Here is a 23,675-nt window from a genome sequence, read left to right as displayed (position 1 = left end):
CGCACCACCCAGTGCGCTTTTACTGGAGACTTCGATGAACGCCCCACAGAAATCCGAGCAATTGAACGCCCCACACACCAACGCCGCCTGGCACCAGCGAAGGCTCGACGCCACGCCGCGGGGTGTGGGTGTGTTCGGTGACTTCTTCATTGAACGCGCAAAGAACGCCGAGTTCTGGGACATTGAAGGCCGGCGCTTCATTGACTTTGCGGGTGGCATTGCCGTGCTCAACACCGGCCACGTGCACCCCAAGGTGCAGGCCGCCATTGCGGCCCAACTGCAGCGCTTCACGCACAGCTGCTACCAGGTGGTGCCCTACACCGAATACGTGGCGCTGGCCGAACGCATCAACGCCATGGTGCCGATTGACGGGCCAGTGAAGACGGCGTTTTTCTCCACCGGTGCCGAGGCGATCGAAAACGCGATGAAGATCGCGCGCTCAAGCACCGGACGCAGCGGCATCATTGCGTTTGGTGGTGCGTTCCACGGGCGCAGCATGTTCTCGGTGGCCATGACCGGCAAGGTGCAGCCGTACAAGGCCGGCTTCGGCCCGTTCCCGCCCGAGATCTACCACGTTCCCTTCCCGTGTCATTGCAGCTCGCTGGACGACACGAAGAAGGCCATGGAGCAGCTGTTCAAGTGCGACATCGAGCCTTCTCGCGTGGCGGCCATTGTGTTCGAACCGGTGCAGGGCGAGGGCGGCTTCAACCCGATCCAGCCTGCGGCCGTGAAATGGCTGCGCGAGTTGTGCGATCAGCACGGCATCCTGCTGGTGGCTGACGAAGTGCAGACCGGCTTTGCGCGCACCGGCAAGATGTTCGCCATGGAGCACTACGGTGTGAGCCCCGACCTCATGACCCTGGCCAAGAGCATGGCCGGTGGCACCACCTTGTCGGCCGTGTGCGGCAAGGCGGCGGTGATGGACGGCCCCGCGCCCGGCGGCCTGGGGGGTACCTACGCCGGAAACCCGCTGGCCATTGCTGCCTCGCACGCGGTCCTCGATGTGATGCAGGAAGAGAAATTGCCTGAGCGCGCGCAGCTGTTGGGCGATCGCCTGATCGCCCACCTGACGGCGAAGAGAAAAGCCCATGCCTGTCTGGCCGATGTGCGCGGGCTGGGCGCGATGGTGGCCTGCGAGTTTGTCGAGCCCAAGACGGGCGCCCCCGACGCCGATCTGACCAAACGCGTTCAGATGGCCGCACTCAAGCGCGGGCTGCTGTTGCTGACCTGTGGCGTGTACGGCAACGTGATTCGCTTCCTGTTCCCGCTCACCATCGAAGACGCGGTGTTTGACGAGGCGATGGACGTACTGGACGCGGCGCTGGTAGAAACGCTGACCTGACCCTTTACGCCTCCCAAGGCCGGATCATCCGGCCTTTTTTTGGCCTGCCCACGGAGCCCGTATGTCCCCGGATCTCGACGATCGCATGAGCCAGCTGCGCGCCCAAGGCGTGCACACCGTGATGACCACCTTCACCGACCTGCACGGCGTGCCCAAGGGCAAGCTGATACCGCTGGAAGGCTTGCCACATGCGGTGGCTGTGGGTGCTGGTTTCTCCGGCCCCAGCATCTGGGGCACCGGCCTGCCACGCATGGGTCCGCGCAGCGAATACATGGGCCGCGTGTTGCCTGAAACGCTGCGCCCCTGGCCGTTGCTGCCCGGGGTGGCTCACGCTGTGTGCGACGGGTTTGCCGGCGGTCAGCCGCTGGACACCTGTTCGCGCCAGGTGCTCAAGCGTCAGGTGCTCTGTCTGGGCGAACGCGGATGGACGCTGTGGGTGGGCATCGAACCCGAGTTTTTCCTGCTCAAGCGCACCAGCGATGGCGGCTGGGTGGTGGGCGACGATCTGGACCGGCTCGACAAGCCGTCCTACGACCTGGAGGCCATCACCCGCAACTTCGGATTCCTGGACAGCATGCGTAAGCACCTGAGCGCACTCGGCTTCGAGCTGCAGCAGATGGACCACGAAGACGCCAACGGCCAGTACGAGATCAATTACCGCTTCGATGAAGCGCTGGCCGCTGCCGATCGCTATCTGTTGTTCAAGCTCACTGCGCAGGCGGTGGCGCAGCAGCACGGCCTGTATTTCTCCACCCGGCCAAAACCTTTTGCCCATGCGCCGGGCAGCGGTCTGCATTTCCACCTGAGCCTGACCGACCGACATGGAAAGGCCCTGATGGCAGACCCGGCCGGCCCCATGGGCCTGAGCGAGACAGGGCAGCGCTTCGCTGCCGGCCTGCTGCACCACGCCGACGCCCTGTCGGCGTTTTGCGCTCCCCTGGTCAACAGCTACAAACGCCTGGCCGTGAGCGAGAGCACTTCCGGCACCACCTGGTCGCCGGTGTGGAAGGCCGCGGGCGACAACAACCGCACCTGCCTTGTTCGCAGTGTGGATGGACGCATCGAATGGCGCCTGCCCGATGCGTCGTGCAATGTGTACGCCGCGCTGGCGGCCACGCTGGCGGCCGGTCTGGCGGGTATCGATGGTGCACTGCCACCGCCGACGCCGTGCGGCGACGACCTCTACCTCCGACACGCGCACGGCGAACCCCTGCCACCACGGCTGCCGGCCAATCTGAGTGCTGCACTGGACGCGCTGCAGGCCGATGCGGCATTGCGCGCGGCGGTGGGGGAGAACTACTGCGAGCAGTTCCTGCAGATCAAGCGAGCGGAATGCAGCTCCGGCAACCTCAGCGCAGAGAGCTGAACCGTCCTGGTTTCGTCGTTTGCAAGGAATGAAATCGCGGACCGTTTGAAGGGAAGGCCACCCCCACTCCCGAACCCGCGTTGCCGTGTGGCCGGGCTGAGCAGCGCAAGGAACCGCGAAACGGCCCGGACTTCGGATCGCCTTTGTCTGGCGCAACAAAGAAAGAGCTGGTCGGCTGCCAGGCCGAGACCCGACCAAGCAAATTCTCCGAAGAAACAAACCAGGGAGAGCCCCCGCCCCATCCCTCCCCCAGCAGAGAAGGGAGCGAAGGCGCGGTCGCGGAGCAAGGGGCCGGCGGCGCTCCATGGCTTTTCTGGATAATCGCGAACCTTGAGCACACCCGCACCCACCAGGACCTGGACCAAAACCGCCGAACGGCCCCTGCGCAGCGCCGCCAAGTCGCTGGGGGTCTACCTGTTTGCGCATTTCGTGGGCGTGCCCGTACCATGGCGCGCCGTGCGGCAGACCGATGGCAAGTCTCTGCTGGCGTACGAACACGAACGTTTGCTGGCCTTGGCGGCGGCTGGCGAGCATGTGCCGGTGGTGGTCGCCTTCGATGGCGATACGATGGTCACCGGCGATGTGGGAACGACCCTTGAGCACCTGCTGCACCGCATCCCGGAAGCCGACCGCCTGCCGCTGATGTGCGCGGCCAGCGCCGACCTCGCGGGCTTTCACGCGCGCGGGCACTGGCACGGGGGTGCCCAGGCGCGCAATGTCACCTGGGACGGCCACCGGTTTGCGCGCATCGACTTCGAAGAACGCCTGTATCCAGGCCTGCCACTGGAAACGGTGCAGCGCTACGACGCCTTGCAACTGGTGCTTTCACTCGCCCGTTTTCTTGACCCCCTGGGACCGGCGGCCGTGCTGCAGGTACTCAATGCCTACCGCGAGGCCTGGGCCATCGCCCGGCCGGAAGCCAGCCCTGCCCAGAGCCTGCAAGCCTTTCTCCAACCCCTGCTGCCTCGCCTGCGCCGCATCGCCCGACTGGCCGCCTTGTCCACCCGGCTCGATGGTTCCCGCGAACTCATCCGCCTGCGCACCGTGCTGGATGGCATGACACAGTTCGTGAGCGCACAGGAGTCCACTTGACAAAGGCACGCAGCCACCCTGCCGGTGCACAGACCCGCAACGAAAAAGGTCTTCTTCAAGCCGCGTCAGCGGCGCAGGAGGGTGTTACTCCCTGTACCCGGGGTCCAGCCGCTCCACCTTGCGCAACAGTGCCGGCCAGGCCAGCTGAGCCCCTTGCCCGGCAGTGGCCACACGCATCACGTCGGCCATGCCACTCAGAATGCTGGGATCCACCTGGGTGAGTGCCGTACCGCCTGCAAGCGCGTCCACCTGGATGCGACAGGTGTTCTCGAAGGTGTACATCGAGAGAAACGCGTCAGCGATGGTGCGGCCGACGGTGAGCAGGCCGTGGTTGCGCAGCACCAGGTAGTTGGCCTTGCCCAGGTCGGCCTGCAGGCGCGGTTTCTCCTCGGGACGGAAGGCCACGCCCTCGTAGTCGTGGTACGCCAGCGAAGACAGCACAAAGGTGCTTTGCTGGCTGATGGGCAGGATGCCGGCCTTCTGCGCACTCACGCCCACGCCGGCACGGGTGTGGGTGTGCAGCACGCATCCGGCTTCAGGCCGGGCTTCGTGCACGGCGCTGTGGATCACGAAGCCAGCCGGATTCACCGGGAAAGGCGAGTCGATCAGCTTGTTGCAGGCCATGTCGACCTTGACCAGGCTGCTGGCCGTGATTTCGTCGAACATCAGGCCGTAGGGATTGATCAGGAACTGGTGTTCCCCGCCGGTCACGCTATCAGGCAGCTTGGCGCTGATGTGGGTGAAGACCAGATCGCTCCAGCCGTAGGCGGCCACCAGCCGGTAACAGGCGGCGAGATCGCAGCGCAGCGCCCATTCTTCGGCGCTGACGGTTTCCTTGAGAGACGGTATGTGCATGAGGTTGCCTTGGTGACGTTCGCAGGAATGAACGCGTTCGGTCAGCGCCGGAAGCGGCCGTTGGCGTCCACGATGGTGATCTCGGCCCATGCGGTGCCGTGGTGGCGGTCCGGGCCGAAGCTGAGCATGTTGCCACCGAGCGACCAGTTGCGGATGCTGTGGATGGCCTGGATGATGCTGTCGGGGGAGACCCTCGGGCTTGCCCGGCGCAGCGCCTCCAGCAGAAATTGTGCGCCCAGGTAGCCGCCATAGCTGCTGTAGTTCACGGGCACCTTGGCGGCCTCGGCCAGTTCGTTGAATTCGCGGGCCATGGCGTCGACCTTGCGCCAGGGCGAGGGCACGATCTGCGTCATGGCCAGGCCATGGGCTTCGTCCCCCAGCGCGGCCACCGAACTGGCGGCCACCGACAAGGTGTAGACCGGCACGTTCAGACTGGCCCTGGCCGCCTTCACAAACCCCACCACCGAGGGCCCCACCGCGATCATCAGCACCGCCTTGGGTTTGGCCGCGGCCAGGGCCTTGGCCGCGTCTACGGCGTTGCTGCCATCCACCGCCAGCGGCGCGCGTGCCACCAGTTTCACACCCAGTTCCTTGGCAGCGGTCTCGACCACGGGCATCATCAGTTCACCAAAGGCGTTGTCCTGGTACGCCACGCCAACCGTGTCCATGTGGATGGTGGCCAGGGTGCGCAGGGAATGCTCTACCTCGTCCTTGAAGCTGGCCTGCGAGGTGAAGAAGGTGGGATGCGGGCGAAGCCTCAGGACGTGGGCGCCGGTCCAGCTGCCCACCAGAGGCATGCGTGTCTGGGCCAGATACGGCAGCACGGCGGCCACCCCGGCGGTACTGCCCAGGCCAGTGAGTGCCACCACTTTGTCGCGTTCCACCAGCAGCTTCACGTTTTCTACCGTGCGGGCGGTGTCGTAGCCGTCGTCCAGCAGCACCAGCTCCACAGGGCGCCCGGCGATGCCACCGCGCTGGTTCACGGTGTCGAATGCCAGCTTCTGCCCGGCCAATGGACCCTGGAAGGCACCTGCCACAGGTCCGCTCAGGGGTGCGCTCTGGCCAATGCGAATGGGGCCGCTCTGGCTGTGTGCGAGCGTGGGCAGTCCAAGGGCCGCCAGCGCTGCGCCAGCACCAAGCAGCCGGCGCCGATGAATGAGGATCGGTGGGTGAACTCGCCGAGCGTTGAGGGATTTGTTTGCCATCGTGTTGTCTCCTGCTGTGACCAGAATCTGTGTTCTGTGGCCAATGGTGACCTCACACACCAGGTTCGGGAGTCGCGGCGATGACATGGCGTGCCCCAGTCGCGTGCACTTTTGCACGGTGCACTGTTCAGCGCACGCATGGAACGATCAACGGTCGCCCGAGCGGCGGCAATGCCGTACAGGTCAACCCTGGCGTGCGGATGGCTGCTGAGGCCATTTGCGCTTTGCGCATTGCGGCCCATTCCGCAGTCGGGCCCACCCATTCACGGGGACAAGATCGGCTTCGCCCTATTTCTTCATGGCGCAGGTATTGAAGCCCAGCAGGGCGTATGGCGGACACCAGCCCATCAGACCCGTGAGCAGGGGCACCACGCCCACATAGGCCCAAAGCCCCAGTGTCCCGGTGGCGGCCGCGGCAATCAGGGCGAGGCCGATGGTGATGCGCAAGATGCGGTCGATGCCGCCGACGTTTTTCGTCATGTGAATGCTCCGGTGCTTGAGGTGCATTCCGGCGGTGCCGGAACGGCCCACAGGGTGTGGGGTGTCCTTATTTGAGCGCGCATCGGTGGCGAGGTCTGTGACCGAGGTCACCAATCCGAATCAAGTGCGCGGCAGCGCCCATCAGCGCGGCTGAAGGGCAGCGAGTTCGCGCAGGGCAGCGCTGTTGCGCACGGTGATGCATTCCCGTGAATGCTCAATCAGACCTTCGCGTTCGAAGCGGTGCAGCAAACGGGTGACGATCTCGCGCACCGTGCCCAGCTCGTCGGCCAGGGCCTGGTGTGTGGTGTGGCGTTGCGGGCCATGGCCGAGCAGTGCAGCAGCGAGGCGGCTGTCCAGACGCTGAAAGGCAACGGCTTCGATCAGCGTGGTGAGATCGATCATGCGTTGTGCGAACAGACCCAGGACAAAGTGGCGAAACGCCGGATCTGCCATGCCGGCCTGGAAGTCATTTGGCGGCAGCAGCACCAGAGCGGTTTCCTGGGTGGTGACGCCCCGGGCGCTGAGCGGCCGTCCTGCAAACAGACCTGCAGACGACGCCAGGCACATCTCGCCTGGCTGCACACGGTACAGCTCCAGCTCACGTCCGTTGGCAGCGCTGCGCGAGACCCGCACCTCGCCCGCAAGTAACAGGGGGAAGCCCTGGCAGACGTCGTTTTCGCGAAACAGCGGCGTGCCTGCCGGGCAACGCACCACCGGCAAGGAGGGCAGCAGATCGGCCATGGCACCCATGGCCGGGTACAGCGAGAGCAGATGGCCTTTGGGAGATGCAGACATGCGATGCATTGTAGGAGGGGTGTGGAGCCTGGCGAGCGCAGCAGGATCCGAATTAAATGGCTTGGTTCATTCGATTTATTTGAATATTGGCTTCAAGCCTGTTCACCGCTCAGGGGCTTCCGCCTTTCTAAACTGAAAAAATGTTTTCAGTTGTCCAGTCCCGATTCCACCCCTTGTCTGTGGCCCTGCATTGGCTGCTCGCGTTGGCGTTGGTCGGCATGTTCGCGCTGGGTCTGTACATGGAAGGCTTGCCGTTTTCACCCCAGAAGCTGAAGTTGTACAACTGGCACAAGTGGGCAGGCGTGTTGGTGCTCACTCTTTCCTTTGCCCGCTTGATGTGGCGCATCACGCATCGGCCACCCGTATTGCCCCTGGCAGTGGAGCGTGCCATGCCGGCCTGGCAACGGTTCGCACACCATGCCACCCACGGCGGTCTGTATCTGTTGTTTTTCGCTGTGCCGCTGCTGGGCTGGGCCTACAGCTCGGCCGCCGGCTTTCCGATCGTGGTGTTCGGTGTGTTGCCGCTGCCGGATTTTGTGCCTGTGAGCGAAGGATTGGCCGACGCGCTCAAGCCGCTGCACAAGTACGCTGCATACGCCATGGCCGCCATGGTGGTGCTTCATGTGGCTGGGGCGCTCAAGCACCACTTCATTGATCGCGACGGACTGCTGGGGCGAATGGCCTGGGGCAGTCGCTGAGCGGCCGCGGGCCATCCTGTTTTCCATCCGAAAGAACCCCATGCATCTGTCCACACGTACCCTGTTTTCTGCTGCTTTTGTCGCTTGCAGCCTGTTTCCGCTGGCCGTACAGGCCCAGCAGCAGCTGGTGCCAGCCCAGAGCGAGATTCAGTTCGTGAGCCGGCAGATGGGGGTGCCGGTGGAAGGCAGGTTCCGCAGCTTCGATGCCAAGGTGGCGTTTGACCCGGCCAAACCCGAGACCAGCAGCATCGCCTTCACCGTGGACACCGGCAGCGCCACCCTGGGCGTGCGCGAGACCGACGCCGAACTGCCGAAGCCGACCTGGTTCAACGTGGCGCAGTTTCCCCAGGCCACGTTCCAGTCCAGCGCGGTCAGGCGCGTGGACGCCACGCGTTTCGAGGTGGCTGGCAAGCTCAGCATCAAGGGCGTGAGCAGCGACGTGGTGGTGCCTGTGACCCTCGCGCAGAACGGTGCCCAGACCGTGGCCACCGGTGCGTTTCCCATCAAGCGCCTCACCTTCCGCATCGGCGACAAGGAGTGGTCCGACACCTCCATGGTCGCGGACGAGGTACAGGTCAGGTTCCGGCTCACGCTCGCCGGAGTCAGCAAGCTGTGACCTCCCGGATTGCCATGCCCCCTGTGCCCGCTTCGCGTCTTCTCCGAGGGGGAACAGCCCTGGTGGCCTGGCAGAGCCAGTTCCTCGGTGGCCCCTGGTTTGAAGCCACGCGCGCCGCAGATTCATTTTGATGCCTTTCCTTTCTTACCAACCTGGAGTTCTTTCCCATGCGCAAATCCCTGACCTTGCTGGCTGCTGCGGCCGCCGCTGTCACCCTGTCGACCGGCGCCTTCGCGGCCGACTACGCGATCGACCCAACGCACACCTTCGCCACCTTCGAGATTGGCCACTTTGGCGCCAGCGTGAACCGCGGCCGTTTCGACAGGAAGGAAGGCACGGTGCAGTTCGACCGCGCCGCCAAGACCGGCAAGGTCGACATCAGTTTTGACGTGGCCTCCGTGAACACCGGCACCCCCGCATTCGACAAGCACCTCACCAGCGCCGACATCCTCAACGCCGAAGCCCATCCGAAGGCGCGTTTCGTGTCTGACAGGTTCCGCTTCAACGGTGACAAGGTCAGCGAGGTCAGCGGCCAGCTCACCCTGTTGGGCAAGACCCAGCCTGTCACCCTGAAGGCCAACCAGTTCAACTGTTTCGAAAGCCCCATGCTCAAGCGCGAAGTCTGCGGTGGCGACTTTGAAGCCACGATTGACCGCACCGCCTTTGGCGTGAACTACGGCGTGGACTGGGGTTTCCCGAAAAATGTGCGTCTGGTGTTGCAGATCGAGGCTGTTAAACAGTAACTCCCCCCTGCGCCGCTGACGCGGCTTCCCCCCTCTCTGGCGCCTTCGGCTTGGAGGGGGGACGGCGCCTTGGGCCGGCGGAGCCGGACCCTCGTCGCCCCTGGTTTACATGCACCTCGAGCAGGGTGGAGTACCTGCTCCCCCCTGCGCCGCTGACGCGGCTTCCCCCCTCTCTGGCGCCTTCGGCTTGGAGGGGGGACAGCGCCTTGGGCCGGCGGAGCCGGACCCTCGTCGCCCCTGGTTTACATGCACCTCGCGCAGGGTGGAGTACCTGCTCCCCCTGCGCCGCTGACGCGGCTTCCCCCCTCTCTGGCGCCTTCGGCTTGGAGCAAGGGGAGACGGCAGCTTGGCTCGGCGGAGCCGTCCCTTGCTGCCCCTGGAGTCAAGGAATTGCGCTCCGGAAGGGGAGTTTCTTTCTCCCTCTGCCCTCTGGGGAGAGGGTGGGGTGAGGGGCTCTTTGGGTGAGGTGGCTTCTGTTTCATGAAGAGGCCGCAGCCATCGGGCGCACCCCGTTTTTCCTGGCCATCAGGCCCGCCTCGTGCGGGCCTTTTGCATGGTGCTGGTACAAACACAGTCATGACCGACCACTTCGATTCTTTGTCCTGGGAAAACCGCACCGTGATCGTACCGGGCGAGGGTGTGCTCTGGAGCGAAGCCACTGGCCCCGTCGATGGCTTGCCGGTGTTGCTGATCATGGGGGCGATGAATCCGGGATTGGTGTGGCCACCGGGGTTTGTTCGGGCGCTGGTGGAGGGTGGCTGTCGTGTGCTGCGGTACGACCACCGGGACACCGGACGCTCGTTTGTCAGCGACCCGGCGCGGCCGCCTTACACCCTGGATGCATTCACCTCGGACGGCTTGCGCGTGCTGGACGCCTGGGGGCTGGGTCGGGTGGCGGTGGTGGGCTGGTCGATGGGTGGCTACATTGCGCAGCAGTTGGCTCGAGGCGCCCCGCAGCGGGTGAGTCACCTGGTGCTGCTCGGCAGCACGGCCGACCACCGGCCCTACATGGCGGGCGTGATGGGGCGGCCAGCCCCCGATGCCGATTTGCCGGGGCCGGCACCGGGATTTGTCGAGCGGCTGTGGGCGCTGTCGGCGCAGGCGGGGAAGTCCTCGCCCGAAGACAGCGCGGTACTGGGCTGGGAGATTTTCCACGGCGGTTCGTGGCCGTTTCCGCATGACCGGGTTCGGACCCAGATGCGCCAGGCCCTGGCCAATGGGCACCGACCTGAAGTTGCGCTGCGGCATGCCCAAGCGGTGGGCCTGTCTCCGCCGCGCACAGCTTGGTTGCCGGATCTGCGCGTGCCGACCCTCGTGCTGCACGGGGCACACGATCCTTGCCTTCCATTGCCCCATGGGGAGGCACTGGCCCATCTGATTCCGGGGGCGAAACTGGAGGTGCTGGACATGGGGCACATCCTGCCCGAGGCGCTGGAGGACGTTGCCGCTCGCAGCGTGTTGCAATTCATTTGCCCTGACAAGGCCGGGTAGCGCGCTCCAGCTGCTTCAAATAGTGCAGCGCATGGGTGCGGTGTTCACCGCACATCTCCCGGTGTGGGCGCAGTGAAGCGCACACGGCCGGTCGTGCAGGCAAGCCGAAGAGTCGGCATTTCCGTGATTCGTCCAGGTGCGGACAAGGCATTCCCGCGGGCTTGCCATCTGGCAGGCCAGGCATGGGGCTGGAAATCGAAGGCGCGATGCAGCAGGCTGCACAACCCGGTCGGCAATCCATGTCAACAGGGGTCCGGACTCATGCGAACCTTTGAGCTGCCCAGAGCACTTGCTGCACCACGCCGTGCACCGCATTGCGGTGCGCTTCGGTGGCGAGCGAACCGTCCGGGTCGAATGCTTCGCCGGCGCGGGGCAGGGCGTACTGACGCGGAGTCACCCAGCATTGCAGGTTCATCAGCAGCGGTGTCAGGTGGCTGAGGCTGCGCACGCCGCCCAGTGCACCAGGTGAGGTGGCCAGCAGTCCCACCACCTTGCCGTCGAAGGGCTTGGTGCCGCTGCACCAGTCGGGGTCGCCCTTGATGGGGCTGGAGACCCAGTCGATGGTGTTCTTCAGCAGGCCGGTGTAGCTGCCGTTGTATTCGGGTGAGCAGATGATCCAGGCAGGGTGGGCGTGAAAGATCTCCTTGAGCCGAACCACGTCGCGTGGGGTGCCTCTGGCTTCCAGATCGGCGTTGTACATCGGCACGTCGAAGTCGGCCAGTTCCAGCCGGGTGGTGTGAGCGCCTTCGGCGGTGGCCATTTGAGCGACCGCACCGGCGAGGCGGCGGTTCCAGGATTCGGTGCGGGTGCTGCCCGCGAAGACGAGGAGGGGAATGGGTGTGCTCATGCCCGCATTCTGGCATCGACTCGACACAGGTTTCCTGCGTAAACACGGAGCAGACGACCGTCATGTCCGGCTGGCCGTGCACGGCCAGAAGGCAATGGTGGGACAATTGCAGGTTGCCCGCCCGGGCCACCCGGTGTGGCTGCAAAGGTTTCACGTGAAACACCGTCCTTTTTGCCTATCGGGCCACCGCGAACAGCGGCGCCCTGGAGCACCAGCCATGTTGTACCCACAGGAATTTGACGTCATCGTTGTTGGTGGCGGTCACGCCGGCACGGAAGCGGCGCTGGCTGCAGCCCGCATGGGTTGCACCACGCTGCTGCTGACCCACAACATCGAAACCCTGGGCCAGATGAGTTGCAACCCCAGCATTGGCGGCATTGGCAAGGGACACCTGGTGAAGGAGGTGGACGCACTGGGCGGTGCGATGGCGCTGGCCACCGACGAAGGGGGCATCCAGTTCCGCATTCTCAACAGCAGCAAGGGCCCGGCCGTGCGCGCCACCCGGGCCCAGGCAGACCGCATTCTGTACAAGGCCGCCATCCGCCGGATGCTGGAAAACCAGCCCAGGCTGTGGCTGTTCCAGCAGGCGGTGGACGACCTGATGGTGGAGGGTGACCGGGTGGTGGGGGCGGTCACACAAGTGGGTATCCGTTTCCGCAGCCGGACGGTGGTGCTGACGGCCGGCACCTTCCTCGATGGCAAGATCCATGTCGGGCTGAACAACTACAGCGCCGGCAGGGCCGGGGACCCGCCAGCGGTGAGTTTGTCGGCACGGCTCAAAGAGTTGAAGCTGCCTCAGGCGCGCCTGAAAACTGGAACACCTCCGCGTCTGGATGGCCGCAGCATTGACTATTCCAGATGCCTGGAACAACCTGGCGACGGCGTGCCTGGCGGCCTGAACCCCGATCGCCCGGTGCCCGTGTTCAGCTTCATGGGCAGCACGGCCATGCACCCGCAACAGGTGCCCTGCTGGATCACGCACACCAACGAACGCACGCACGAGATCATCCGCTCGGGTTTTGACCGCAGCCCCATGTTCACCGGCAAGATCGAGGGCGTGGGCCCGCGCTATTGCCCGAGTGTGGAAGACAAGGTGAACCGGTTTGCCGACAAGGACAGCCACCAGATCTTTCTGGAACCGGAGGGTTTGACGACGCACGAGGTCTACCCCAATGGCATCAGCACCAGCTTGCCATTCGACGTCCAGTACGCGCTGGTGCGCAGCATGGCGGGGCTGGAGAATGCGCACATCCTGCGCCCGGGCTACGCCATCGAATACGACTATTTCGACCCTCGCTCGCTCAAGAGCAGTTTCGAGACCAGGCAAATCCAGGGGCTGTTCTTCGCCGGTCAGATCAACGGCACCACCGGTTACGAAGAGGCGGCGGCCCAGGGCCTGTTCGCCGGGCTTAACGCCGCGTTGCAGGTCAAGGGCGAAGCGGCGTGGTTGCCGCGCCGCGACGAGGCCTACTTGGGTGTGCTGGTGGATGATCTGGTGACCCAGGGCGTGACAGAGCCCTACCGCATGTTCACCAGCCGGGCCGAGTTCCGGTTGCAGCTGCGCGAGGACAACGCCGACATGCGACTGACCGAAACGGGGCGGACGCTGGGCCTGGTGGACGATGCCCGGTGGGATGCGTTCAGTCGCAAGCGCGATGCGGTGGCAAAGGAAACCGAGCGGCTGAAGGCCACCTGGGTCAATCCCCGAATTCTTCCGGCGGCCGAGTCGGAGCGGGTACTGGGCAAGGCGATTGAACACGAGCACAACCTGTTCGATCTGCTGCGCCGACCGGGTGTGCCCTATGCCGCGCTGGTGGGGCTGGATGGTGGCAAGTACATCGGTTCCGATGTTTCACGTGAAACACTCGGTGATCTGCTGGAGCCGGTGGTGGAGCAGGTGGAGATTGCGGCCAAATACGCAGGCTATATCGACCGGCAGAAGAGCGATGTGGAGCGTGCATCGCATTACGAGGGGCTGAAGTTGCCAGCTGATCTGGACTATCTGCAGGTCAAGGCCCTGTCGTTCGAGGCACGCCAGAAGCTGGCCCAGCACCGTCCTGAAACCCTGGGACAGGCCTCACGTATTTCCGGTATCACGCCGGCCAGCATCTCGCTGCTGTTGATCCACCTGAAGAAGGGGGGCTTCAAGGGATTTGCCACCGTGGCGGTCGAGACCGAAGGGTCGTCGGCATGAATCAGGACATGGGTGTGTCCGGCGCCAGTCGGGAGGTGTTGGTGGGCGGGTTGCAGGCGTTGGGGCTTCGTCTGGGTGACCCTCAGGTCGACGCCTTGATGGCCTACCTGGGATTGCTGCAGAAATGGAACAAGGTCTACAACCTCACAGCGGTGCGCGACCCGGCCGAGATGATGACCCATCACCTGCTCGACAGTCTGTCCGCGATCGAGCCTCTGGTGCGCCAGGTGGGCGAACGAACGGTACAGTTGCTCGATGTGGGTTCCGGCGGTGGTCTGCCTGGTGTGGTGATTGCCGTGGCCTGTCCCTGGATCAACGTGACCTGCGTCGACACTGTGGCCAAGAAGGCGGCGTTCATCCAGCAGGTGGCTGCCACGCTGAAGCTGCCCAATCTGCGCGGCGTGCATGCCCGAGTGGAAAGTCTGAATGCCATGGCAGGACAGGGGTTCGATGTGGTGTGTTCGCGTGCTTTTGCCTCACTGGTGGACTTCGTACACTGGTCGCAGGGCGCTTTGTACCCGGGTGGTGTGTGGATGGCCATGAAGGGCAAGCACCCGCTTGATGAACTGACGACCCTGGCCGCAGAAGCCCCTGACGTTGACGTGTTCCACGTGGAACAACTTCATGTACCCGGCCTGGCGGCTGAACGCTGCATTGTGTGGATGAAGCCCGGCGCCCCCGCTGTCGCTTGACCGTCACACCCGGCTCGCCCGCCAGCCCTTCACGTAAACTCGACCCTTCACTTCTGGGGGCATTCCATGCTGGGTGTTGCTGATTACGGCGCTTTTGTCGTCGCCATTGTCGTGTTTCTGGCCATTCCGGGCCCAGGCAACCTGGCCCTCATCACGTCCACCGGCAAGGGTGGCGTGCGCGGCGGGCTGGCGGCGACGCTGGGGGTGATCGCAGGGGATCAGGTGTTGATGTGGATGGCGGTGGCCGGTGTGGCGGCGCTGCTGACCACCTATCCTGCGGCATTCAGCGCTGTACAGTGGCTGGGTGCCGGTTATCTGGCCTGGCTCGGCTTCAAGATGATGACGGCGAAGCCCGGTGACGCACCGGTGCTCAACATCCGCCCACGCCAGTATTTCCAGCAAGGGTTGGCCATCACTTTGCTCAATCCCAAGGCCATCGTGTTCTACATGGCCTTCTTCCCGTTGTTTGTGGACCCGGCCCGCCACCAGGGCCTGATCACTTTTGGCGCCATGGCGGCCACGGTGGCCGTGCTTACCTTCTTCTACGGGTTGACGGCGGTGCTTCTCACCCATTTCCTGGCCGAACGCATGCGGGCCCGACCAGTGATTGGCCGCTCGCTTGAAAAAATCGCCGGAGTCTTCCTCATTGGTTTTGGCATCAAGCTGGCACTTTCGAAATGAGCACGCAACCCATGCAAGCACCGGATTCCACAGCCGCCGTCCCAGGCGCCCACAAGCGCTGCTGTGGATCGCGAGGACTTGCCTGATGGCCAAGATTTTCTGTGTCGCCAACCAGAAGGGGGGCGTAGGCAAGACCACCACCACCGTCAACCTGGCCGCAGGCCTGTCCAAAATTGGCCAACGCGTGCTGATGGTGGATCTGGACCCCCAAGGCAACGCCACCATGGGCTCGGGCGTGGACAAGCGCAGCATGGCCCTCTCGGTTTACGACGTGCTGCTCGAATCTGCCCTGGTGAGTGAAGCTGCAGTTTATTCGGAGAAGTGCGGTTACCACGTGCTGGGAGCCAACCGCGAGCTGGCGGGTGCCGAGGTGGAGCTGGTGGACGTGGAGCGCCGCGAACGTCGCCTGAAGCAGGCGCTGGCTGCCGTGGATGCCGACTACGACTTCGTGCTCATCGACTGCCCGCCCAGCCTGAGCATGCTCACCCTCAATGGCCTGTGTTCGGCGCATGGGGTGATCGTGCCCATGCAGTGTGAATATTTTGCGCTGGAAGGACTGACCGATCTGGTCAACACCATCAAGCAGGTGCATGCCAACCTCAACAAGGACCTGCAGATCATCGGTCTGCTGCGCGTGATGTTCGACCCCCGCATCACCCTGCAGTCGCAGGTCAGCGACCAGCTCAAGGCGCACTTTGGCGAGAAGGTGTTTGACACCGTCATCCCGCGCAACGTGCGACTGGCAGAGGCCCCGAGCTACGGACTGCCTGGCGTGATCTTCGACCCCTCAGCGCGCGGCAGCCAGGCGTTCATCGGTTTTGCTGGCGAGATGGTCGAACGCATCCAGAAGATGTGAGGGTGGATTGTTTCACGTGAAACCTCACAATGTCCTCATTCTCCCCGGGTGGAAAGACAGCGGTCCGGACCACTGGCAGAGCCAGTGGGAAACACAGCACGGCTACCGCCGCGTGGACCAACACGACTGGATGCGCCCGCGCCGGGGCGACTGGATCGCGCGGCTGGAGGAGGTGCTGCTGACCTGTGACGAACCAGCGGTGCTGGTGGCGCACAGCCTGGGGTGCCTGCATGTGGTGGCCTGGGCGGCGCATTCGAAAAACACGACCCGCGTGAAGGCCGCCTTGCTCGTGGCGCCGGGTGATGCGGAGCGAGAAGACATGCGACCTCTGTTGCCGAGCTGGTCGCCGATTCACATGCAAACCCTGCCTTTCGCCAGTGTGCTGGTGGGCAGCCGGAACGACCCGTACTGCAGTTACGGGCGAGCCGAGGCGTTCGCTGCAGCGTGGGGATCACGCTTCATCGATCTCGGTGACCGAGGGCACATCAATGCCGAATCGGGGTTGGCCGACTGGCTCGAAGGCCAGGAACTCCTCAACAATCTGATTGCCAAGAAAGACTGAAAGCACCATGGTCACCAAGAAACCCAAAGGCCTCGGCCGCGGACTCGAAGCCTTGCTGGGACCCAAAGTGGCAGAAGCCGCATCGCCCGATGCGCAGGAAAACGAGCGCAATGCCACACCCACCAACCTGGCATTGACCGAACTGGTGCCAGGTGTGTACCAGCCGCGCACCCGCATGGACGAGGGGGCGCTGTACGAACTGGCCGAATCCATCAAGGCGCAGGGCATCATGCAGCCCATCCTTGTGCGCAGGCTTGCCGCTGGCGCGAACGCCGGAAAGTACGAGATCATCGCGGGCGAACGGCGTTTCCGGGCCTCCCGCCTGGCCGGGCTTGACAGCGTGCCGGTGCTGGTGCGCGACGTGCCCGACGAAGCCGCCGCCGCCATGGCACTGATCGAGAATATCCAGCGCGAAGACCTCAACCCGCTGGAAGAAGCCCAGGGTCTGCAACGTCTCGTGAAGGAGTTTGGACTCACTCACGAGCAGGCGGCCCAGGCCGTGGGCCGCTCACGCAGCGCCGCCAGCAATCTGTTGCGTTTGCTGCAGTTGGCCGAACCGGTCCAGACCATGCTTATGGCCGGTGACCTCGACATGGGTCACGCCCGCGCCTTGCTGGCACTGGACAAAGCCAGCCAGATCACCGCAGGCAACCAGATCGCAGCCCGGAAAATGTCGGTGCGCGAAGCCGAAAGCCTGGTCAAGAAGCTGGGGGCCGAGTTCGCATTGGCACCGCAGAAGCTCAAAAAAGACAAATCCCGCGACATCCGACGCGTGGAGGAGGAACTGTCGGACCTGCTGACCGCCGAGGTGGAGGTGCGGGTGAAGAAGCGCGTCAAGCGCCACGGCAGGGTGGAAGAGCAGGGCGAGCTTGCGATCCAGTTTGGTTCGCTGGACGAACTCAACGGGTTGATTGAAAAACTCAGAAAGAGCTGAAGCCCTCCCGCGGCGTGTCGCGCGTCCCTCGGCGGGATGCTTCGTTCGAACGACCTAGGAGCCTGCGCGTCTTCAATGCCAGGCTTCTCGCTAGGAGGGCAGACGGGGGCGTTGGTCCGACCTGCGAACCAAAAACAAAGCCTCCCGCAGGAGGCCTTGTCTCAAAGTGGCCGTGGTCCTCACATCAGGCGCCCGGAGCCAGGATCCACCACCCCATGGGCTTCGTCTTCTGGGGGGCGCCGTGCAGCGTGCCGGTCAGTTCACCCTCAGTTGACCACCACGGCCCAGGCCGCCCTTGACATCTTGTGCCTTGTAGTTGCGCAGGGAAATCACCATGTTGTTGTAGGCGTCTGTGAACGCCGCCACAGTGGCTTTGCCAGCCGGGGTGCGCGAGAAGCCACCCAGGGTGCCGCCGGCGCTGGGGCCGAAAGCACCCAGCGCCGCACCATAGTTGGTGGCGGTGGCGTTGCCTTCCGAGATCGCGATCTGCACGCCCGAGCGGATGTCCAGCAGCGTCATGGTCACGACCGAAGCCTTGCTTTCCAGGCCGCCAGCGATCACACCCAGGTTGCGGTTGCGGGCGCCCAGCAGGCCACCCAGGGCACCGGCCATGGCGCCGGTGGAGTCGTTGTCGATGATGACAGCAGGCTCAAGGTAGTAATCGGCCGCCACGCGCTGACCTGCCTGCTGGTTGGACCCGGCGCGGAACTCGCCGGAATTGCGCTGGCGATCGGTGATGGAGCTGATGCGGCTGTCGGTGCGGGCGTTGCCGATGGCGGTGATCACGAAACAGTTGGACTGCTGCACGGCCAGACGGATCAGCGGCTCGATGGTGGTGACCTGGGTCTCTCGGCCAAAGCTCCCATACCACTCTTTGCCACGGCCGTCGTCCACAGCCAGTGTGCCAAGCGGAGCGGCGCAACGCTCCAGGGTGGAGCTGGCGTTGACGCTCGAGCTGCCGGCGGCGGCGCCGGTGGTGGCGGTGCTGCTGGTGCCGGTGCTGATGGTGCCGCCGCCCGGGGTCACGCAACCTGCGAGAGCCAGGGTACAGGCCAGAGCGGTCCAACGGACCCAAACGGTTTTGGAGTTCATTTTGAAAAGCCTTCTTTGATGAGTGACAGAGAGAAAAGGGAAGTCGGTGGTTTCAAAGGGTGTCAACAGGCCCCATGGCTCAGCGGTGGTACCAGCCGCGCGGACCCCAGGTCCAGTAGTAGGTGTAGCCCGAATGCCAGTGGCCGTACCAGCCCTTGCGGCGAGCTTCCCGCCATTGGTAGAGACGTTGCTCGTCTTTCTTGGCGGCACGCGCTTCGGCGAGCAATTTTCCAGCTTCCTTGTTGCCTTGGGAGGCGGCCAGGGACAGCCAGGCTTCTGCCTCGATCGGGTCGGGGCCCATTTCTTCCAGGCCCATCAGGTAGAAGCGGCCCAGTGCCAGCTGGGCGGGCACCACGCCACGCTCGCCCGCGCTGCGCATCCATCTGAGTGCCTGGTAGCTGTCGCGGCGCACACCGTCACCGCGGAAAAATCGCAACCCGAGATCGAAGGCCGCGCGCGGATCCTGTTCGGCCAGCCCGATCAAGGCAGCCAGCCGCTGCTCGGCTTGCAGGTCTTCGGCTTCGGGCTGGAAGGTGGCGGAGTTTCGGGGGCGGTCTGAACAGCCGCTGTCGTCGCAGATGCGCACGGTGGGGACGTCGGCATTTTGGGCAGACACCGACGCCGCGACGAGGAAAACGATACCCAGATACCTTTTCATTTGCACACCCCCGCCTCGAACCACCGTTTTTAATAGGCGCAAAGTTTACATCTTTCGCCCTCTTCGCTCAATCGGCGCAGGGGATTTGATGCACCTTCTGGCGCCCCTGTCGTCCTTCTGTCGGGGGATGTCCGGGGCTGTGGCAGGGCTGTTCGCGGGTGGTGCCACCTGGAATGGGAAATGGGGGCACCCGGTACTCGCCACCTGTGCAGCCATCCCGGAAAAGGCCAGCTGCGGGCGGTTGGGTGCGGTCGCGCAGGCCGTCAGGCTGAACCGGAACTCACCCCAAGGGGCAGGGCATGCTCACAGCGAGAAGATCTTGCCCGGGTTCATGATGTTGTCTGGGTCCAGGGCGCGCTTGATGGTGCGCATCATGTCCACCGCGCCGGTGCCCGCCTCGGTGAGCAGGAAGTCCATTTTGTGCAGTCCCACACCATGCTCGCCGGTGCAGGTGCCCTCCAGATTGAGCGCGCGCGCCACCAGCTTGTGGTTGAGCTGTTCGGCCAGGGTGTGTTCTTCGGGCTTGGTGGGGTCGATCAGGTAGCCGAAGTGGAAATTGCCGTCGCCCACGTGGCCCACCAGGAAGTAGGGCAGGCCAGCGGCGTCGGCCTCGGTCACGGAGTCCAGCAGGCAGTCGGCCAGGCGGCTGATGGGTACACAGGTGTCGGTGCTGATGGCGCGGCAGCCGGGTTTGCTCTGGATGGCGGCGAAGTAGGCGTTGTGCCGCGCGGTCCACAGTCGGGTGCGCTCCTCGGGTGTGTCGGCCCACTCGAACGCGTTGCCGCCGAAGTCGGTGGCGATCTCCTGAACGGTTTCGGCCTGCTCCTTCACGCTCGCGGGCGAGCCGTGGAATTCCATCAGCAGCATGTTCTCTTCGCGCAAACCCAGCTTGCTGTGCGTGTTGACCATGCGCACCGTGTTGTGGTCGATCAGCTCGCAGCGCGCGATGGGCACACCCAGCTGGATCACCTGGATCACGGTGCGCACCGCCGCCTCAATGCTGGGGAACGAACATGTGGCGGCAGAGATGGCCTCGGGCAGCGGGTAGAGCTTGAGCGTGACTTCGGTGATGACACCCAGCGTGCCTTCACTGCCCACCATCAGGCGGGTGAGGTCGTAGCCGGCCGAAGATTTCTTGGCGCGTGTGCCCGTGCGGATCACCTCGCCCTGGGCCGTCACCACTTCGAGGGCCAGCACGTTCTCGCGCATGGTCCCGTAGCGAACGGCATTGGTGCCGCTGGCGCGCGTGGCCGCCATGCCGCCAATGGACGCATCGGCACCCGGGTCGATCGGAAAGAACAGGCCTTCGCTTTTCACCGCTTCGTTCACCGCCTTGCGTGTGACACCTGGCTGCACCGTCACGGTGAGGTCCTCGGCATTGACCGACAACACGTTGTTCATGCGACTCACGTCAATGCTGATGCCGCCTTGCACGGCGAGCAGATGGCCTTCGAGCGAAGAACCCACGCCAAACGGAATCACCGGCACCTTGTATTTCGCGGCCAGCGTGACCGCATCGGCCACGTCTTGCGTGCTTTGGGCGAACACCACGGCGGCGGGCGGAGGCACCTCGTACACCGACTCGTCGCGTCCGTGCTGTTCACGCACCACCAGCGCGGTGGAGCACTGGGCGCCAAAGCGCTGCTGGAGGTCGGCAATGAATTCGTCGGGGGTGGCGCGCTGGTGCACGTCGGGCGCCAGATGGCTCAGGGCAGTGGGGGCGTTCATGGGAGTCTCCGGGTCGCGTTGGATTGCAGCCAGCCAGTTTACGCCGTGCCCGATGGGACGGGGGCTTTTTGGACCTCCCGCGGCGTCGGTTCAGGTGCGCCCGGAGCGACGGGTGGTGGTGTTCAATGGCACGGTGCGCGTGTTGGAATGCAAGGCGGCTGCGGCGCTCGTGTTCAGCGTGTGAGGGTGCGCGCCGACCCGGTTGACGGGCGAGGTCGGGGCGGTCGACATGCCGGCCAGTCCCAGGGTGAAGGCGGCAATGATCTGCACGCTGCGGGCTTCGAAATCGGCGAGGCGTTGGCGGGATCGGGCCATGGTTTCGGTCTCCTTTTGTGGGGTGATGAACTCGCATTAAGGACGCGCCGGATGCGCCAGACCAGCGCTTTTTCCTCTTGTTTCGCGACGTACATGCGTTTGAATCTGCTCACAACTGGCAGCGGGCTGGTGCGGGAGGGGCAGCGGCACCTTCACAGGTCCCATGCCCTTCGCGCTGCCGCGCGCGCAAGCTTCCCGCACAATCGATGGTGAGATCAACCAACCAGAAGCAGCCATGGCCAACCGACTCACGCAGATCGCCACCCGCACCGGTGACGCCGGCACCACCGGCCTGGGCGACAACACCCGCGTTTCCAAGAACAGCCTGCGCGTGCACGCCATGGGCGATGTGGACGAGCTGAATTCGCACATCGGCGTGCTGCTGTGCGAAGACATGGCCGACGACGTGCGCAACGTGCTGGTGGAAATCCAGCACCAGTTGTTCAACCTGGGCGGTGAGCTGTCCATCCCCGGGTTCGAGCTGCTCAAGCCCGAAGCGGTGCTGGCACTCGACGAAGCGCTGGGCACCTACAACGAGCAGTTGCCTCGTCTGCAGGAATTCATTCTGCCCGCAGGCAGTCGCGCTGCCAGTCAGGCCCACGTGTGCCGCACCGTCGCGCGTCGGGCCGAACGTGCCGTGGTCGCGCTGGGCAACGAAGAGGCCCTGAAAGACACCCCGCGCCAGTACCTCAACCGGCTTTCCGACCTGATGTTCGTGCTCGCGCGTGTGCTCAACCGAATGAACGGCGGAGACGATGTCTACTGGAAAAGCGAGCGCATGGCGAAGCTGGGAGCGGATTGATGCCCTGTAGCGGTTTGCACCGGTGTCTGGCTGGCGGGCTGCTCTCCGTCTCGCTCACCACGCCCCTGATGGCGTGGGCCCAGCCTGACACTGGCAAGGTGGTTTTCGTGTGCGAGGCGGTGTACCTGCCAGCACGCAGTGTCTGGGTGCGAACGGTCGGTATCGACTACGACCAGAAGCGCGTGCTGTCGGTGACGATCGATGGTGTGCCCGTCTACTCCTTCAATGTGCGTGACACGCTCATCCTCACGGCGCTGGACAACGAGCGCATCCAGATCGACACGGCCAGCCAGAGCTGGAGCAGTGATTTTCGCGGCCTGGCCACATCGCAGGGCCGTTGTGAACGGGCGCGCAGCCAGCCACCGCCCGGCACGCCGACAGACTGATCGTCGGTCCGCCAACGGGACTGGCTCCGGCAGGCTGTGCCGCTCTTGCGCGTTCAGATCTTCAGCGACGAGGTGTCGGGTCGCTGCCCGGAGTGCAGGCGGATGCGCAGCGACACGTCGGTGCGTGAATCGGCAAACTCCACGGCCTGTTCGGCCGTGATTTCTTTGCGAAGGTACAGGTCGTAGAGCGACTGATCGAAGGTGGCCATGCCCTGTTCGGTGCTCTTGCCCATCGCTTCCTTGATGTCGTCTGTCTGACCCTTCTGGATCAGGTCGGAGATGTAGGGCGAGAGCAGCATGATCTCCACCGCTGGCACCAGCCTGGCGTTCACGCCGCGCAGCAGTCGCTGGCCCACCACCGCCTTGAGGTTGAGCGACAGGTCCATCAGCACCTGCTTGTGTGCCGTTTCAGGGTAGAAATTCAGCACGCGCTGGATCGCCTGGTTGGCGTTGTTGGCGTGCAGGGTGGACAGGCACAGGTGCCCGGTCTCGGCGTAGGCCATGGCATGTTGCATGGTCTCGCGGTCGCGGATCTCGCCGATCATGATCACGTCGGGTGCTTCACGCATGGCATGACGCAGCGCCTCGTCGAAGCTCTGCGTGTCCAGCCCCACCTCGCGCTGATCGACGATGGCTTTGGCGTGCGCGTGCTCGAACTCCATCGGATCTTCCACCGTGAGGATGTGGCCACCCACCGTGTGGTTTCGGTGGTCGATCATGGACGCCAGCGTGGTGCTTTTGCCTGAGCCGGCCGCGCCCACCACCAGCACCAGTCCGCGCTTGAGCTGTGCGAGTGTTTTCACGATCGGTGGCAGCCCGAGCGCATCGATGGACGGCACCTTTGCGCTGATGTGGCGCACCACCACCGCCACGTCACCCCGCTGGCGGTACACATTGACGCGGAACCGACCGAGCCCCTCCAGTGCGATGGCAAAGTCGCATTCCATCGACGATTCGAATTGCCTGACTTGCGCTTCGCGCATCACCGAGTAGGCCAGTTGCTGGGTGTTGGCGGCCTGAAGATCGCTCTCGGGCAGGCGCATCAGAATGCCTTGCACTTTCACGGCCGCCGACGTTCCTGCGGAGAGGAACAGGTCGGAAGCGCCGTGGGCCACCATCATGGAAAGGTAGTGCCCAAGGTCGTCTTTCGGTGGTGGCAGTGGCTGGCTCATGGGTTGTCTGTGTTTTTGCGCCAGGAATATTCAAGGCTCGTTCGGTGTTGCAGTGTGCATGGTCTGATACTCA

At 64.3% G+C, this 23,675-nt stretch carries 26 protein-coding genes; 15 read left to right on the top strand and 11 right to left on the bottom strand.

All coding sequences use genetic code 11. The features are described from left to right. Positions 1–34 precede the first annotated feature (34 nt). The 3 genes from gabT (at position 35) to Q7V46_RS17125 (ending at position 3,800) form a co-directional block, all read left to right on the top strand. The gene (gabT, locus tag Q7V46_RS17135) at positions 35–1,342 is read left to right on the top strand and encodes a 4-aminobutyrate--2-oxoglutarate transaminase (protein ID WP_304914779.1); all 1,308 of its coding nucleotides are present in this window, start codon (positions 35–37) and stop codon (positions 1,340–1,342) included. 61 nt (positions 1,343–1,403) lie between these two features. Beyond that, positions 1,404–2,708, top strand: a complete 1,305-nt coding sequence (locus tag Q7V46_RS17130; protein WP_304914778.1) for a type III glutamate--ammonia ligase — start codon at positions 1,404–1,406, stop codon at positions 2,706–2,708. Positions 2,709–3,038: 330 nt separating this feature from the next. Beyond that, the gene (locus tag Q7V46_RS17125; RefSeq protein ID WP_304914777.1) at positions 3,039–3,800 is read left to right on the top strand and encodes a hypothetical protein; all 762 of its coding nucleotides are present in this window, start codon (positions 3,039–3,041) and stop codon (positions 3,798–3,800) included. Positions 3,801–3,884: 84 nt separating this feature from the next. Here the strand turns inward: Q7V46_RS17125 and Q7V46_RS17120 are convergent, their stop codons facing one another. The 4 genes from Q7V46_RS17120 to Q7V46_RS17105 all read right to left on the bottom strand — a co-directional run bounded on the left by Q7V46_RS17120 (position 3,885) and on the right by Q7V46_RS17105 (position 7,135). Continuing rightward, positions 3,885–4,655, bottom strand: a complete 771-nt coding sequence (locus Q7V46_RS17120; protein WP_304914776.1) for a class II aldolase/adducin family protein — start codon at positions 4,653–4,655, stop codon at positions 3,885–3,887. Between the two features lie 41 nt (positions 4,656–4,696). Then, positions 4,697–5,860 carry an ABC transporter substrate-binding protein gene (locus Q7V46_RS17115; protein ID WP_304914775.1) on the bottom strand — a complete coding sequence of 388 codons (1,164 nt, stop codon included), beginning with the start codon at positions 5,858–5,860 and terminating at the stop codon, positions 4,697–4,699. A gap of 288 nt (positions 5,861–6,148) precedes the next feature. Then, positions 6,149–6,340: a DUF2892 domain-containing protein gene (locus Q7V46_RS17110; protein ID WP_304914774.1), complete on the bottom strand. Its 192-nt coding sequence runs from the start codon at positions 6,338–6,340 to the stop codon at positions 6,149–6,151. A 141-nt stretch (positions 6,341–6,481) separates the two neighbouring features. Next, complete coding sequence (locus Q7V46_RS17105) at positions 6,482–7,135, bottom strand: Crp/Fnr family transcriptional regulator (protein ID WP_304914773.1); 654 nt, start codon at positions 7,133–7,135, stop codon at positions 6,482–6,484. A 140-nt stretch (positions 7,136–7,275) separates the two neighbouring features. Between Q7V46_RS17105 and Q7V46_RS17100 the strand changes: the two genes are divergently transcribed. The 4 genes from Q7V46_RS17100 (at position 7,276) to Q7V46_RS17085 (ending at position 10,683) form a co-directional block, all read left to right on the top strand. Further along, positions 7,276–7,833, top strand: a complete 558-nt coding sequence (locus tag Q7V46_RS17100; RefSeq protein ID WP_304914772.1) for a cytochrome b — start codon at positions 7,276–7,278, stop codon at positions 7,831–7,833. A gap of 40 nt (positions 7,834–7,873) precedes the next feature. Beyond that, the gene (locus tag Q7V46_RS17095) at positions 7,874–8,449 is read left to right on the top strand and encodes a YceI family protein (RefSeq protein WP_304914771.1); all 576 of its coding nucleotides are present in this window, start codon (positions 7,874–7,876) and stop codon (positions 8,447–8,449) included. Positions 8,450–8,616: 167 nt separating this feature from the next. Further along, positions 8,617–9,192, top strand: a complete 576-nt coding sequence (locus Q7V46_RS17090) for a YceI family protein (protein ID WP_304914770.1) — start codon at positions 8,617–8,619, stop codon at positions 9,190–9,192. 576 nt (positions 9,193–9,768) lie between these two features. Next, on the top strand, positions 9,769–10,683 hold the full coding sequence (locus Q7V46_RS17085; protein ID WP_304914769.1) for an alpha/beta fold hydrolase: 915 nt from the start codon (positions 9,769–9,771) through the stop codon (positions 10,681–10,683). Here the strand turns inward: Q7V46_RS17085 and Q7V46_RS17080 are convergent. Both Q7V46_RS17080 and Q7V46_RS17075 read right to left on the bottom strand, forming a co-directional pair. Beyond that, positions 10,658–10,924: a YkgJ family cysteine cluster protein gene (locus Q7V46_RS17080; protein ID WP_304914768.1), complete on the bottom strand. Its 267-nt coding sequence runs from the start codon at positions 10,922–10,924 to the stop codon at positions 10,658–10,660. The genes Q7V46_RS17085 and Q7V46_RS17080 overlap by 26 nt on opposite strands. A gap of 18 nt (positions 10,925–10,942) precedes the next feature. Continuing rightward, positions 10,943–11,530, bottom strand: a complete 588-nt coding sequence (locus tag Q7V46_RS17075; protein ID WP_304914767.1) for an NADPH-dependent FMN reductase — start codon at positions 11,528–11,530, stop codon at positions 10,943–10,945. Between the two features lie 217 nt (positions 11,531–11,747). On the opposite strand from Q7V46_RS17075, the gene mnmG reads away from it, so the two are divergent. The 6 genes from mnmG to Q7V46_RS17045 all read left to right on the top strand — a co-directional run bounded on the left by mnmG (position 11,748) and on the right by Q7V46_RS17045 (position 17,449). Beyond that, entirely contained in the window at positions 11,748–13,724 is a 1,977-nt protein-coding gene (gene mnmG / locus Q7V46_RS17070) for a tRNA uridine-5-carboxymethylaminomethyl(34) synthesis enzyme MnmG (RefSeq protein ID WP_304914766.1), read from the top strand. Then, entirely contained in the window at positions 13,721–14,416 is a 696-nt protein-coding gene (gene rsmG / locus Q7V46_RS17065) for a 16S rRNA (guanine(527)-N(7))-methyltransferase RsmG (RefSeq protein ID WP_304914765.1), read from the top strand. The genes mnmG and rsmG overlap by 4 nt, the downstream gene beginning before the upstream one ends. A 66-nt stretch (positions 14,417–14,482) precedes the next feature. Then, entirely contained in the window at positions 14,483–15,097 is a 615-nt protein-coding gene (locus tag Q7V46_RS17060; protein ID WP_304914764.1) for a LysE family transporter, read from the top strand. Positions 15,098–15,182: 85 nt separating this feature from the next. Then, entirely contained in the window at positions 15,183–15,953 is a 771-nt protein-coding gene (locus Q7V46_RS17055; protein WP_304914763.1) for a ParA family protein, read from the top strand. A gap of 16 nt (positions 15,954–15,969) precedes the next feature. Next, positions 15,970–16,515, top strand: coding sequence for an alpha/beta hydrolase (locus tag Q7V46_RS17050; RefSeq protein ID WP_304914762.1), 546 nt, complete (start codon positions 15,970–15,972; stop codon positions 16,513–16,515). A gap of 7 nt (positions 16,516–16,522) precedes the next feature. Then, on the top strand, positions 16,523–17,449 hold the full coding sequence (locus Q7V46_RS17045; RefSeq protein ID WP_304914761.1) for a ParB/RepB/Spo0J family partition protein: 927 nt from the start codon (positions 16,523–16,525) through the stop codon (positions 17,447–17,449). 255 nt (positions 17,450–17,704) lie between these two features. On the opposite strand, the gene Q7V46_RS17040 is transcribed toward Q7V46_RS17045, so the two are convergent. The 4 genes from Q7V46_RS17040 to Q7V46_RS17025 all read right to left on the bottom strand — a co-directional run bounded on the left by Q7V46_RS17040 (position 17,705) and on the right by Q7V46_RS17025 (position 21,242). After that, positions 17,705–18,541 (bottom strand): hypothetical protein, encoded by an 837-nt coding sequence (locus tag Q7V46_RS17040; RefSeq protein ID WP_304914760.1) that lies wholly within the window; start codon positions 18,539–18,541, stop codon positions 17,705–17,707. A 79-nt stretch (positions 18,542–18,620) separates the two neighbouring features. Further along, entirely contained in the window at positions 18,621–19,199 is a 579-nt protein-coding gene (locus Q7V46_RS17035) for a tetratricopeptide repeat protein (RefSeq protein ID WP_304914759.1), read from the bottom strand. Between the two features lie 303 nt (positions 19,200–19,502). Next, a complete protein-coding gene (locus Q7V46_RS17030; RefSeq protein ID WP_304914758.1) occupies positions 19,503–20,927 on the bottom strand; it encodes an FAD-binding oxidoreductase in 1,425 nt (474 codons plus the stop codon). 90 nt (positions 20,928–21,017) lie between these two features. Beyond that, positions 21,018–21,242, bottom strand: coding sequence for a hypothetical protein (locus Q7V46_RS17025; protein ID WP_304914757.1), 225 nt, complete (start codon positions 21,240–21,242; stop codon positions 21,018–21,020). A gap of 235 nt (positions 21,243–21,477) precedes the next feature. Here Q7V46_RS17025 and Q7V46_RS17020 point away from each other — a divergent pair, with 235 nt between their 5' ends. Both Q7V46_RS17020 and Q7V46_RS17015 read left to right on the top strand, forming a co-directional pair. Beyond that, complete coding sequence (locus Q7V46_RS17020) at positions 21,478–22,044, top strand: cob(I)yrinic acid a,c-diamide adenosyltransferase (RefSeq protein ID WP_304914756.1); 567 nt, start codon at positions 21,478–21,480, stop codon at positions 22,042–22,044. After that, positions 22,044–22,430, top strand: coding sequence for a hypothetical protein (locus tag Q7V46_RS17015; RefSeq protein ID WP_304914755.1), 387 nt, complete (start codon positions 22,044–22,046; stop codon positions 22,428–22,430). Before Q7V46_RS17020 ends, Q7V46_RS17015 begins: the two co-directional genes overlap by 1 nt. Before the next feature lie 53 nt (positions 22,431–22,483). On the opposite strand, the gene Q7V46_RS17010 is transcribed toward Q7V46_RS17015, so the two are convergent. Further along, on the bottom strand, positions 22,484–23,602 hold the full coding sequence (locus tag Q7V46_RS17010) for a PilT/PilU family type 4a pilus ATPase (RefSeq protein ID WP_304914754.1): 1,119 nt from the start codon (positions 23,600–23,602) through the stop codon (positions 22,484–22,486). Between the last annotated feature and the right edge of the window lie 73 nt (positions 23,603–23,675).

This window comes from Hydrogenophaga sp., from assembly GCF_030651625.1.
GTDB lineage: Bacteria > Pseudomonadota > Gammaproteobacteria > Burkholderiales > Burkholderiaceae_C > Hydrogenophaga.
Note: the sequence above shows the minus strand (reverse complement) of the source record. Positions and strands in the feature narration are given on the sequence as shown.